Here is an 11,927-nt window from a genome sequence, read left to right as displayed (position 1 = left end):
GTCCGGGCACCGGTCGGGCCGGAACGTCGGGTCGAGGTGACGGCGATGATCGTGGTCGGCGCGGTGATTGCGCTGCTGGTGGTGCTGGGCCTGTACGCCGGACTGAGCGTGCGGATGGTGCAGCAGACCCAGCTCGGGGTGGTGTTCCGGTTCGGCCGGGTGCTGGACGGGGTGCGCGGGCCCGGGCTGGCCCGGATGGTGCCGGTGGCGGACCGGATGCGGCGGGTGAACGTACAGATCATCACCATGCCCGTCCCCGCGCAGGAGGGCATCACCCGCGACAACGTGACCGTCCGGTCGACGCGGTGGTGTACTTCAAGGTGGTCGACCCGGTGAAGGCGGTCGTCAACGTCCAGGACTACAACTTCGCGATGTCGCAGGTCGCGCAGACCTCGCTCCGGTCGATCATCGGCAAGAGCGAGCTGGACGAGCTGCTGGCCAACCGCGAGCCGATCAACCAGGGCCTCGAACTGATGCTGGACAGCCCGGCGCTGGGCTGGGGCATCCAGATCGACCGGGTGGAGATCAAGGACGTGGCGCTGCCCGAGTCGATGAAGCGCTCGATGGCCCGGCAGGCCGAGGCCGACCGGGAGCGGCGGGCCCGGATCATCACCGCCGACGGCGAGTTCCAGGCGTCCGCGCGGCTCTCGGAGGCCGCGAAGGTGATGTCCGCGACGCCCGCCGCGCTCCAACTGCGGCTGCTACAGACGGTGGTGGAGGTCGCGGCGGAGAAGAACTCCACCCTGGTGCTGCCCTTCCCGGTGGAGCTGCTGCGCTTCCTGGAGAGCTCCACCGACCGGGCCTCCGCACAGACCGCGCAGGCCGCCCGGGCCGCGCAGGCCGACGGACCGGCCGGGTCCGGCGCCCCGGCGGGAGAGGTCGGGGCGACGGACCCGGGCGTCGAGCAGCTGGAACTCCCGCAGGTCGCCGCCGCCGCCGAACTCGCCGCCGGCTCCGGCCCGTTGCGGGTGGCGCCGCCGCACGCGGCCTGACCGGCCGCCGCCAGCGGTGGCGGCCCGCCCCGGCCCGGGACGAGCATGGGGAACGGACGTACCGTGCGCGGGACGCCGCGCACCAGCCAGCTCGGGAGGTCCGGCCATGACCACCGCGAAAGAGATCATGCACTCCGGCGCGGAGTGCGTCACCGGCGAGCAGACCCTCGCCGAAGCCGCCCGGATCATGCGCGACCGCGGGGTCGGCGCGCTGCCGATCTGCGACGCGGAGCAGAAGCTGCTGGGCATCCTCACCGACCGCGACATCGTGCTCAAGTGCGTCGCTGAGGGCCGCGACCCCGCCGCCGTCCGCTGCGCCGAACTCGCCGCCGGACGCCCGCTGGTGATCGAGGAGGACGAGGAGGCGGACCTCGTCCTGGAGGTCATGGAGGAGCACCTGGTGCGCCGCCTGCCGGTGATCAACCACCCCGACCACCACCTGGTCGGCATGATCACCGAGGCCGACATCGCCCGGCACCTCTCGCAGGACCGCCTCGCCGAGTTCGTCACCGCCATCACCGCGCGCTGAACCCCGCCCCCGCTCCGTCCCCGCCCCTGCCGTGGCGGGCGCGGGCGCGGGCATGGGTGTGGGTGCGGGCGTACGGGCGGTGGCCGTGGAGCCGGGGCAGGGGCCGGCGGTGACGCGGCGCCGCACCCCGGGCACGCGCGGTGCACCGGGTCGTGGGGGTGGCGTCCGCGGTGCATGGTGGTGGAGTGGGAGAGCGGCGGAGACTGGCCGACCTGCTGAGCGAGCGGCGCACCGGACGACTGATGGTGCTGCTGCCGATCGGCCTGATCGTGCTGATCTCGGCCATCGACATCTCGATCTCCCCGAACATCCACCTCGGCCCGCTGCTGGTGGTCGCCCCCGCCATCACCCCGTCCTTCGCGGGCACCCGGCTGACCGTCCTGATCGGCCTGCTCGCCCTGGTCGCGCAGGCCGTCATCGCCGTCCTGCACGGCGGCCTGTTCACTCCCAACCACCAGGCCCAGCTGGTCGCGCTCGCCGCGGTCACCGGCGTCGTGGTCGCCTACACCCGCATCCACGAGCGCCACGGCCGCGAACTCGACCGGGTCCGCACCGTCTCCGACGCCGTCCAGCGGGTCCTGATGCGCCCGCTGCCCGACCACGCCGGCCCGCTGCTGATCGCCACCCGCTACCTCGCCGCCGACGACGAGGCCAACGTCGGCGGCGACCTGTACGCGGCCGTCCGCACCCCGCACGCCACCCGGCTGCTGATCGGCGACGTCCGCGGCAAGGGCCTGGCCGCCGTCGGCGACGCCGCCGCCCTGCTCGGCGCGTTCCGCGAACTCGCCCACCACCACGAGGACCCCGCGCGGCTGGCCGACGCACTCGAAGCCTCCTACCGCCGCCACCTGGCCGAACTCACCGACAGCGGCCAGGACGTGCAGGAGAACTTCACCACCGCCCTCGTCCTCGACCTGCCCGACGACCGCCCCACCGCCCGGATCGCCGACTGCGGACACCCCCCGCCCCTGCTGCTCACCCCCCGCGGCGCCCACCCGCTGCCGCTGCGCCGCACCGCGCCCCCGCTCGGCATGAGCGCCCTGGGCCCGGTCGAGCGCCGCACCGAGGAGTTCGACTTCCCGCCCGGCAGCACCCTGCTGCTCTACACCGACGGCGTCACCGAGGCCCGCGACGCCGCCGGCGCCTTCTACCCCCTCCCGGACCGGACCGGCCCGCTCCCACCCGCCGGCACTCCCCGCGCCCTGCTCGACGCGCTGCGCCGCGACCTGCTCGACCACGTCGGCGGACGCCTGAGGGACGACGCCGCGCTGATCGCCGTCACCCGGCCGCACTGAGCGCGGCCCGCGCACGGCCCGATGGCGGGAGCGGGCGCACGGGAAGGCCCGCCGGCGGGTTCACGGGGACGGCACCAGCCAGGTCAGCCGCGGCGCCAGCCACGGCTTGCGGCCGCCCGCCCGCAGCAGACCGCGCGCGACCGCCTTCCACTGCGGGCTGCGCCGGAACGCCACCAGCAGGAAGGCGACCGGGTCCGCGGAGATCCGGCAGTCCGGCGTGCGGGGCGCGGCGCCGGTGGTCACCGTCATCGCGCCGTCCCGCACCGCCAGGAACAGCCGCGGGCCGCCCCGCACCGCCAGGTCGAACACCACGTCGACGCCGCGCGCCCGCTCCCGGTCCAGGGCCAGCGGCATCATCACCGGCATCGCCTGGCCGAGCACCAGCCGGGCGTGCTCCGGCTCGATCCGCCACGGCAGGCCGGTGGCGCGGGCGATGTCCAGCCCGTGCACCAGGCACTCGCTGAGCAGCAGACCGGTCGACGCGGCCACCGTGAGCGCCGGCTCCGGGCCGTACCACGGGGTGGCGACCGGGTCTCCGGGGCGAGCGGCGCGGTGGCGCGCAGGAAGAGCTCGGCCCGCTCCGCGACGAACCCCGCCCGCCGCTCGCCGGTCCGCTCGCCCACCAGCGCCACGGCCCGGGCGTTCACCGCCGCCATCCGCGGCCCGAACGCCGGCGCCCCGACCGGCAGCACCTCCGCCCAGTCGACCGGCTCCTCGTCCGACACCGCCGAGCAGTACGCCCAGAACACCGCCGCCAGGTGCGCGCCGACCTGCCCCGCCGACCACTGCGGCAGCGCCGAGCGGTGCCGCAGCCCGTGGGTCCGCTCCAGCAGCACGCACAGGCGGTCGACCGTCCCGGCGAGCGCGGCCCGGGTCGCCCGGTGGGCGACGGCGGCGGGATCGGTGCGGTGGTCGGTCATGGCGGCGGCCCCCAGACGGCTACGAGTGCGGCGCCACGCGCCGGACCGGCAGGCTACCGCCCGGTAACGGGCGGCGGAACCCACCGCGGACGAAGAGCGGACGAGAACCGGCGGCCCGCCCGCCCACCGCCCGGCCCCCGCGCCTCCCACCGCCCCGTTCTCGTGCCTCTCACCGCCTGGTCCTCGTGCCTCTCACCGCCTGGTCCTCGGGCCTCTCACCGCCCGGCCCCCGCGCCTCCCACCGCCCGGCCCCCGCGTGCGCCCGGCACCGGGCCCCGCCGCCCGGAGGGGGCTGTCGGCGCAGGTGGGGCGGTGGATAGGCTGGGGCGGCCGTGGCGTTGCCGGACCCGAGGAGCGTGCAGTGCGACCGATCGCCGACCGACCGATCCGTTGGGGCGTGCTCGCCACCGGCGGCATCGCCACCTCCTTCGTCGAGGACCTGGCCGCCGTCCCCGGCGCGGAGGCGTTCGCCGTCGCCTCCCGGCGGGAGGAGTCCGCCCGGGCCTTCGCCGGGCGGCACGGCATCCCGCACGCGTACGGCAGTTGGCAGGAGCTGGCGGCCGACCCCGAGGTCGACGTGGTCTACGTGGCCACCCCGCACTCCGCGCACCACGGCGCGACCGCGCTGCTGCTGGAGGCGGGCAAGGCGGTGCTCTGCGAGAAGCCGTTCACCCTCAACTCCGCCCAGGCCGCCGAGCTGGTCGCGCTGGCCCGCAAGCGCGAGGTCTTCCTGATGGAGGCGATGTGGACCTACCTCGACCCGACCGTGCGGCGGATCACCGAGCTGGTCGCGGACGGCGCGATCGGTGACGTGCGTTCCGTGCAGGCCGAGTTCGGGTTCACCGCGGAGGAGGACCCGGCGCACCGGCTGTGGGACCCGGCGGCGGGCGGCGGCGCCCTGCTCGACCTCGGGGTGTACCCCGTCGCGTTCGCCCACCTGCTGCTCGGCGCACCGGAGTCGGTGCAGGCGTGGGCCCGGCTGACCGACCTCGGGGTGGACGCCAACACCGGCATCCTGCTCGGCCACCCGAACGGCGCGACCGCCCTGCTGTCCTGCTCGCTCGACGTGCAGTGCGGCCAGCGGGCCGCCGTGCAGGGCAGCGCGGGCCGGATCGAGATCGAGCGGGACTTCTTCCACCCGGCCGGGTTCACCCTGTACCGCGACGGCGCCGAGCCCGAGACCTTCACCGGACCGGCGAGGACCGGGCACGGCTACGGGCTGGAGGCCGCCGAGGTGATGCGCTGCCTGCGGGCCGGCGAGACCGAGTCGCCGCTGGTGCCGCTGGACTCCACGCTGGCCGTGATGCGCACCCTGGACGCGGTCCGGGAGCGGATCGGGGTCCGCTACCCCGGGGAGTGACCCGCCACACCGACGAGGGGGCTAGGGAGCGAGCGGGCGAGAGGACGCGGGGCGAGGGGGCGCGGGGGCGAAGCGGCGGTGAACGCCGCGCGGCGGGTCCGGGGGAGTGCGTCCGGGGTCTACCGGGCGGCGGGGGTGCGGTGCTTGAATGTCCGCCAACAATCCCCGCCCCCACGACAGTTCGGGACACCCCTGTGACTACGCGCGTCAACCCCGTGCCGCGGTGGATATCCGCACCACTGCGCTGCGCGGTGATCCTCTCCCTGGTGGCTTCCTTCGCGGTCCTCTTCGTCGGCGCCGCCGCCCGACCCGCCCAAGCCGCTCCCGCCTGCGGGGTCCTCTCCTCCGGTGCCGCCCCGCAGGCCGTCGCCGCGGTCGGCGCGGCCTGCGACCAGATCGGCACCCCCTACTCCTGGGGCGGCGGCCACGGCTCGGCGCCCGGCCCCAGCTACGGCAGCTGCGACGCCTCCAACGGCGCCCCCAACGACTGCCACGTGCGCGGCCTCGACTGTTCCGGACTGGTCCGCTACGCCTACTACCTCGCGGTCGGCGCCGACGTGATCAACGGCACCACGTACACCCAGTGGCCGAGCTCCCGCGCCGTCGCCCGCTACTACCGGTCGGACGGGACGGCCCCGCTGCTCCCCGGCGACCTGGCCTTCTTCGGCGGCACCGCCTCCACCATCCACCACGTCGCCATGTACCTCGGCAACGGCTACATCGTCGAGGCCCCGTACTCCGGCGGCTACGTCCGGGTCGCCGCCCTGTCCTCGCACAGCGACTACTACGGCGCGATCCGCCTCTACGGCCCGGGCGGGGGCAGCCCGACCCCGCCGCCGTCGAACGGCGGCCAGTACTGGGTGGACACCTTCGCGAACGCCGCGGTGTACGGCTCGCCCACCAGTACGACCCAGACCGGCACGCTGTACCAGGGCACCAACTACGTGTTCTGCAAGGCGTGGGGGCGCGAGGTGGCGAGCGGGTCGTCGTACAACCACTGGTGGTTGAAGACGGACCCGGACGTGGGGCCGGGTGGTCAGTGGGTGTCGGCGTTCTACCTGTCGCGGTGGGGCAATGACGTGGCCAAGGACAACAGCGGCACGGTGATCCCCGACTGCGCGGGCGGTGGCGCCCCGCCCAGCACCGGCAAGTACTGGGTGGACACCTTCGCGAACGCCGCGGTGTACGCGTCGCCCACCGGTACGGCGCAGACGGGCACGCTGTACCAGGGCACCAACTACGTGTTCTGCAAGGCGTGGGGGCGTGAGGTGGCGAGCGGGTCGTCGTACAACCACTGGTGGTTGAAGACGGACCCGGACGTGGGGCCGGGTGGTCAGTGGGTGTCGGCGTTCTACCTGTCGCGGTGGGGCAACGACGTGGCCAAGGACAACAACGGCACGGTGATCCCCGACTGCTGACGGCGCGCCGCCGGTGAGGCCGCGGCCCGCCCCGCGTGGTGGCGGAGCGGGCCGCGGCCTCACCGGTCCGGGCCCGCTGGGCCCTCAGCTCCCGTCGCTCCCGTCGGCCTGCTCGAAGGCCCGCAGCAGCACCTCCGCCAGGTGCAACGGCCGTGCGCCCGGCTCCAGTTGGGCGATCTGGGTGCGGCAGCTCAGGCCGTCGGCGAGCAGCAGCGTCCCCGGGTCGGCGGCCCGGACGGCGGGCAGCAGGGCCCGTTCGGCGGCGGCCACCGACACCTCCCAGTGGCCCCGCTCGAAGCCGAACGCGCCCGCCAACCCGCAGCAACCGGAGTCGAGTTCGCGGTTGTCCAGGCCCAGCCGGGCGGTGATGCGCCGGTCGGCGCCGGTGCCGAGGACGGCGTGCTGGTGGCAGTGCACCTGGGTCATCGCCGCTCCGGACAGCTCCGGCAGCTCCACCGCCCGCTGGTCCAGGAACTCGTCCAGGAACTCGGCCAGGGTGCGCATCCGGGACGGGAGTTCGGACGCCCCGCCGGGCAGCAGCCGCGCCCAGTCCGCCCGCACGGTGGCCGTGCAGGACGGCTCCAGGCCCACCACCGGGAGCCCGGGCGGCAGTTCGCCCAGGTTGCGCACCGAGCGGGCCACCACCCGCCGGGCCAGGCCGAGTTGCCCGCTGGCGACCAGCGTCAGCCCGCAGCACACCGGCCCGGACGGCAGCACCACCCGGAAACCGAGCCGCTCCAGCACCAGCACGGCCGCCCGGGCCGGGGCCGGGTCCAGGAGTTCGGACATCGAGTCGGGCCACAGCAGCACCGCCGGGGCGTCCGGGTCCGCCGGGTGCGCGGCCCGGTGGGCGCGGAACCAGGCGCTGAACCGGCGCTCCGGCAGCGCGGGCAGCGCGCGGCGCGGATCGACGCCGCCGAGCCGCTTGAGCACCGGCGCGCCGAACCGGCCGCGCAGCACGGCGTTGGCGGCGCGCGGCGCGAGGTGGGCCAGCCGCAGCCAGAGCGGCAGCCAGCCGAACGACAGGTGCGCGGCCGGACGCGGCCGGAACCGGTAGTGGTGGTACAGGAATTCGGACCGGTAGGCGGCCATGTCCACGTGCACCGGGCAGTCGCTCGCACAGCCCTTGCAGCCCAGGCACAGGTCCAGCGCCTCGCGCACCTCGGGCGAGCGCCAGCCGTCGGTGACCAGCTCGCCGCGCAGCATCTCGCCGAGCAGCCGGGCCCGGCCCCGGGTCGAGTGTCGCTCCTCCCCGGTCGCCATGTAGCTCGGGCACATCACCCCGGACGAGGTGTCCACGCACGTGCCGACGCCCACGCAGCGGTGCACCGCCGCCAGCAGGCTGCCGCCGTCCTCCGGGTAGGCCAGGGTGAGCGGCAACTCCCGCCCGGGGAAGCGCAGATCGGAGTCGAGCGGGCGCGGATCGACCAGCAGCCCCGGGTTCAGCAGGCCCTCCGGGTCCCAGATCCGCTTGAACCGGGCGAACAGCTCGATCACCTGCGGCGGGAACATCCGCGGCAGCAGCTCGGCCCGGGCCTGCCCGTCGCCGTGCTCGCCGGACAGCGAACCCCCGTGCGCCACCACCAGATCCGCCGCCTCCGCCATGAACTCCCGGAACTCCTCCGGCCGTTCGCGCAGCGGGAAGTCCAACCGCAGGTGCACGCAACCCTCCCCGAAGTGCCCGTACGGCACCCCGCGCAGCCCGTGCCGCTTCAGCAGGGTGCGCAACTGCCGCAGGTACGAGCCCAGTTGCTCGACCGGGACGGCGGAGTCCTCCCAGCCCGGCCAGGCCGCGCCGCCCGGCCACCCGTCCGGTCCCGGCGGCAGCCGGGTGACGATGCCCGCCCCGGCCTCGCGGATCGCCCACAGCGCCCGCTGCTCGCCCGGGTCGGTCACCAGCACGGCCGCCGCGGACCGCTCCCGCCGCACCGCGTCCGCCAACTGCCGGGCCCGGTCGGCGGCTTCGGCGGGCGTCGCGCCCCCGGTCTCCAGGAACAGCCAGCACGCGCCGTCCGGCAGCCGGTCCAGCACCGGCGGGCGCGGACCGGACGCCAGCAGCGCGGCCACCAGGTCCGCCGCCATCCCCTCGCAGGTCAGCGGCGCCAGCGGGAGCAGCCCGGGGACCGCGTCGGCCGCCGCCGTCTCGTCCGGGTAGCCCGCCACCACCAGCGCCCGGGCGGCCGGCTCGGGCACCAGCCGCACCGTCGCGCCCAGCAACAGCGCGCACGTCCCCTCGGTGCCGGCGACCGCCCGGACCAGGTCGTAGCCGCGCTCGGGCAGCAGCGCGTCCAGCGGGTAGCCCGAACCGCGCCGGGGCAGCACCGGCATCGCCCGGCGCAGCAGCCCCAGGTTGTCCGCCGCCAGCGCCTGCAACTCCCGGTGCAGCCGGCCGACCCGGCCCGGGGCGGCGGCGAGCGCGGCCCGTTCGGCCGGCGGCAGCGGGCCGGTGACGGACAGTTCGGTGCCGTCGGCCAGCAGCAGGTCCAGGCCGTGCAGGTTGTCGGAGGTGCGGCCCCAGGCGAGGGAGTGCGAGCCGCAGGCGTCGTTGCCGATCATCCCGCCGAGCGTGCACCGGCTGTGGGTGGACGGGTCCGGTCCGAAGCGCAGCCCGAACGGCCGGGCGGCGCGCTGGAGTTCGTCCAGCACCGTGCCCGGCTCGACCCGGGCCGTGCGCCGCTCCGGATCGACCTCCAGCACCCGCCCGAAGTGCCGCCGGAAGTCCAGCACCACCGCGCCCGGCCCGATCGCCTGCCCGCCGATGCTCGTCCCCGACCCGCGCGCCACCACCGGCACCCCGTGCTCCCGGCACACCCGCAGCGCCGCCCGCACGTCCGCCCGGTCGACGGGCTTCACCACCCCGCGCGGCACCTGCCGGTAGTTCGACGCGTCCTGCCCGTACACGGCGCGCTCGGCGGTGTCGAAACGGACCTCGCCGCGGACGGCGGCGGCGAGGGCGCGGGCGAGATCGGAGGCCATGCCCCCGATCATCCCAGGCGGGGCCGCGCCCGGGCGGCGGCGGCAGGCCCGGCGGCGGTTGGCGGGGGCTCGGAAGACCTCTCATGTGGACGCGTCATGTGGACGCGCAAGCCGCTCACGTGACGATCGGGGGACGGGCGCGGCCGAACGGCGTAGCCGCCCCGCGTTGCGGGGGCGCACCGCCGTGGTCGGCGGTTAGGTTCTGCCGGGCGGCGCCGTCTTCGCAGGTGCCGCGGTGCCGCTGCGGGCCGGGCCCTGCCGGTCCGCCGGTTCCCGAGCGTTCGAGGAGATGCGCATGTACGGCAACCAGTCACTCGCGGCCACCGGTGCCGGGATCATGCTGTTCGGTGTGAACTGGGCGCTGGGGACGCTCGCCGCCGTCGTGGTCTCCCTGGTGGTGGCCGGTTGTCTGCTGGTGCGCCTGGCCGGCCGGTCGGCTCGCCGCGATGGCAGCTGAGCGCCCGCGCCTGCGGGCGGCCGCGGTCGGCTGCGTCCTGGCGGCGACCGTCCTGTGGACGGGCCTGTCCCACCGTCGGCTCCCCCACCTAGGGCACGCCGGCTTCTTCAACCTCTACACCCTCGCCATGACGGCCCTGGCCTGCGTGTGCATGGCCCTGGCGCTGCCCCCGGCGCGCCGCCGCCCGGACGAACCGGCGCCCGCCGCCGCCGTGCTCGCGGTCATCCCCTCCTACCAGGAGCAGGACGCCGCCGTGCACGCCGCCGTCCGCTCGATCCTGGCCCAGGAGCACCCCGGCACCGTCCGCGTCGTGGTGGTCGACGACGGCTCCACCGTCCCCCTCACCGGCTTCGACCACCCCGACGTGACCTGGCTGCGCACCCCCAACCGCGGCAAGCGCCACGCCCAGGCCGCAGCGCTGCGCGCCACCGACCTGGCCGCCGGCCACGACTTCGTCCTCACCGTCGACTCCGACTCCGTCCTCGCCCCCGGCGCGCTCGCCCGCCTGCTCGACGCGATGCGCGATCCCCGCGTCCAGGCCGCCACCGGCACCATCCTGGCCGCCAACCGGGACGAGAACCTGCTCACCCGCGCCGTCGACGTCAACCTCTTCCTCACCTCCCTCGTCGTCCGCGCCCTGCCCTCCCGCCTGGGCATCGTCAACCCCACCTCCGGCGCCATGTCCCTCTACCGGACACCGGTGATCACCGACAACCTGGAGGACTACCTGACCTCCGGCACCGTCGGCGACGACCGCCGCCTGTGCGAGTACGCCCTGCTGCGCGGCCGCACCGTCAGCGTCCCCGACGCCTACGTCGACACCGCCATGCCCGCCACCGTCCGCGGCACCTTCCGCCAACGCCGCCGCTGGGGCGCCTCCTCCTGGCGCTCGATGTCCTGGGAACTCGTCCACCTCCCCGCCCCCGCAGCAGCCATGCGCGTCGTACAGCTGTGCCGCCTGACCCTGCTCCCCCTGGTCTGCGCCACCCTCGTCGCCGCCGCCACCCGCGCCGTCCACGGCACCGACCCGGGCACCGCACTCGCCGCGTTCGGCATCTGCGCCGCCGCAGAACTCCTCGTCTACGCCCTGCTGCGCCCCGGACTGCGCCCCCACCAGCGGCTCCTGACACCACTCCTGCTGCCCGTCCTCACCGCCCTGATGCTGCTGGTCATCTACCCCGCCCACTACTGGGCCCTCACCCACCTGCGCACCACCGGCTGGCTCACCCGCCAGCCCGCGGCGGCGCCACCCGCCTCCGCCGACACCGCGTCGCAACCGACGGCCTGAAGCACCCCGTCCGGCGACCGCCCCGGACAGGACGGCACGAGTGGTGCGAAGCGCCACCGGCCTACGGGACATCGCCCGTGAAGGCATCCTGTCCGGGGAGTCGTCGGGTGCGGATCAGGGCTGCGGCGATGCGGGGTGAGAGCGGCGAAGTGGTCGGCCTCGCGTTCGTGGCGGCGCGGCAGTCGGCGGAAGGCACCGGGCCGGGCCGCGGTGCGCTCGATCACCCGGTGCCTCGGCCGGGGCGCCGGGAGGAATCGATCTCGGCGATCAGCTCCTCGACGCGGGCGCGGATCGCGTCGCGGATCGGGCGGACGGCCTCGATGCCCCGCCCGGCCGGGTCGGCGAGGGGCCAGTCGCGGTAGTGCTTGCCGGGGAAGAACGGGCAGGCGTCGCCGCAGCCCATGGTGATGACGTAGTCGGAGGACCGGACGGCCGCGGTGGTGAGGAGCTTCGGCCGTCGGTCGGAGAGGTCGATGCCGACCTCGGCCATCGCGGCGACGGCGGCCGGGTTGACCTGGTGGCCGGGCGCGGAGCCCGCGGAGCGGACCTCGACGCGGTCCCCGGCGAGGTGGGTGAGGAAGCCGGCGGCCATCTGGGAGCGGCCGGCGTTGTGGACGCAGACGAACAGCACGGAGACGGGCGGGGCGGCGGCGGGCCGGGCGGCGGCTTCGGACATCGGGGGCGTTCCTTCG

General features: G+C 75.6%; 10 protein-coding genes and 1 pseudogene. 8 read left to right on the top strand and 3 right to left on the bottom strand.

Annotation, left to right across the window (positions count from 1 at the left end; all coding sequences use genetic code 11):
• Nucleotides 1-45 precede the first annotated feature (45 nt).
• The 3 genes and pseudogenes from QMQ26_RS01100 to QMQ26_RS01090 all read left to right on the top strand — a co-directional run bounded on the left by QMQ26_RS01100 (nucleotide 46) and on the right by QMQ26_RS01090 (nucleotide 2,816).
• Nucleotides 46-992, top strand: a pseudogene (locus tag QMQ26_RS01100) (SPFH domain-containing protein).
• 106 nt (nucleotides 993-1,098) lie between these two features.
• Nucleotides 1,099-1,521 carry a CBS domain-containing protein gene (locus QMQ26_RS01095; RefSeq protein WP_282204407.1) on the top strand — a complete coding sequence of 141 codons (423 nt, stop codon included), beginning with the start codon at nucleotides 1,099-1,101 and terminating at the stop codon, nucleotides 1,519-1,521.
• A 185-nt stretch (nucleotides 1,522-1,706) separates the two neighbouring features.
• Nucleotides 1,707-2,816, top strand: a complete 1,110-nt coding sequence (locus tag QMQ26_RS01090) for a PP2C family protein-serine/threonine phosphatase (protein ID WP_282204406.1) — start codon at nucleotides 1,707-1,709, stop codon at nucleotides 2,814-2,816.
• A 60-nt stretch (nucleotides 2,817-2,876) separates the two neighbouring features.
• Here the strand turns inward: QMQ26_RS01090 and QMQ26_RS01085 are convergent, their stop codons facing one another.
• Complete coding sequence (locus QMQ26_RS01085) at nucleotides 2,877-3,305, bottom strand: SCP2 sterol-binding domain-containing protein (RefSeq protein WP_282204405.1); 429 nt, start codon at nucleotides 3,303-3,305, stop codon at nucleotides 2,877-2,879.
• Between the two features lie 63 nt (nucleotides 3,306-3,368).
• Here QMQ26_RS01085 and QMQ26_RS01080 point away from each other — a divergent pair, with 63 nt between their 5' ends.
• The 3 genes from QMQ26_RS01080 to QMQ26_RS01070 all read left to right on the top strand — a co-directional run bounded on the left by QMQ26_RS01080 (nucleotide 3,369) and on the right by QMQ26_RS01070 (nucleotide 6,514).
• Nucleotides 3,369-3,803 carry a hypothetical protein gene (locus tag QMQ26_RS01080; RefSeq protein WP_282204404.1) on the top strand — a complete coding sequence of 145 codons (435 nt, stop codon included), beginning with the start codon at nucleotides 3,369-3,371 and terminating at the stop codon, nucleotides 3,801-3,803.
• A 294-nt stretch (nucleotides 3,804-4,097) separates the two neighbouring features.
• On the top strand, nucleotides 4,098-5,096 hold the full coding sequence (locus QMQ26_RS01075; protein WP_282204403.1) for a Gfo/Idh/MocA family protein: 999 nt from the start codon (nucleotides 4,098-4,100) through the stop codon (nucleotides 5,094-5,096).
• Between the two features lie 266 nt (nucleotides 5,097-5,362).
• The gene (locus QMQ26_RS01070; protein ID WP_282204402.1) at nucleotides 5,363-6,514 is read left to right on the top strand and encodes a C40 family peptidase; all 1,152 of its coding nucleotides are present in this window, start codon (nucleotides 5,363-5,365) and stop codon (nucleotides 6,512-6,514) included.
• 84 nt (nucleotides 6,515-6,598) lie between these two features.
• On the opposite strand, the gene QMQ26_RS01065 is transcribed toward QMQ26_RS01070, so the two are convergent.
• The gene (locus QMQ26_RS01065) at nucleotides 6,599-9,490 is read right to left on the bottom strand and encodes an FAD-binding and (Fe-S)-binding domain-containing protein (RefSeq protein ID WP_282204401.1); all 2,892 of its coding nucleotides are present in this window, start codon (nucleotides 9,488-9,490) and stop codon (nucleotides 6,599-6,601) included.
• A gap of 295 nt (nucleotides 9,491-9,785) precedes the next feature.
• On the opposite strand from QMQ26_RS01065, the gene QMQ26_RS01060 reads away from it, so the two are divergent.
• Together QMQ26_RS01060 and QMQ26_RS01055 are read left to right on the top strand one after the other, a co-directional pair.
• Entirely contained in the window at nucleotides 9,786-9,947 is a 162-nt protein-coding gene (locus tag QMQ26_RS01060) for a hypothetical protein (RefSeq protein WP_159072927.1), read from the top strand.
• Nucleotides 9,937-11,235 carry a glycosyltransferase family 2 protein gene (locus tag QMQ26_RS01055; RefSeq protein WP_282204400.1) on the top strand — a complete coding sequence of 433 codons (1,299 nt, stop codon included), beginning with the start codon at nucleotides 9,937-9,939 and terminating at the stop codon, nucleotides 11,233-11,235. Before QMQ26_RS01060 ends, QMQ26_RS01055 begins: the two co-directional genes overlap by 11 nt.
• Nucleotides 11,236-11,455: 220 nt before the next feature.
• On the opposite strand, the gene QMQ26_RS01050 is transcribed toward QMQ26_RS01055, so the two are convergent.
• Complete coding sequence (locus QMQ26_RS01050; RefSeq protein WP_282204399.1) at nucleotides 11,456-11,911, bottom strand: arsenate reductase ArsC; 456 nt, start codon at nucleotides 11,909-11,911, stop codon at nucleotides 11,456-11,458.
• Nucleotides 11,912-11,927: the final 16 nt, after the last annotated feature.

The sequence above is a fragment of the Kitasatospora fiedleri genome (assembly GCF_948472415.1).
GTDB classification, from domain to species: Bacteria; Actinomycetota; Actinomycetes; order Streptomycetales; family Streptomycetaceae; genus Kitasatospora; species Kitasatospora fiedleri.
The sequence above is the reverse complement of the archived record's forward strand: the minus strand, read 5'-3'. Positions and strand labels throughout refer to the sequence as shown.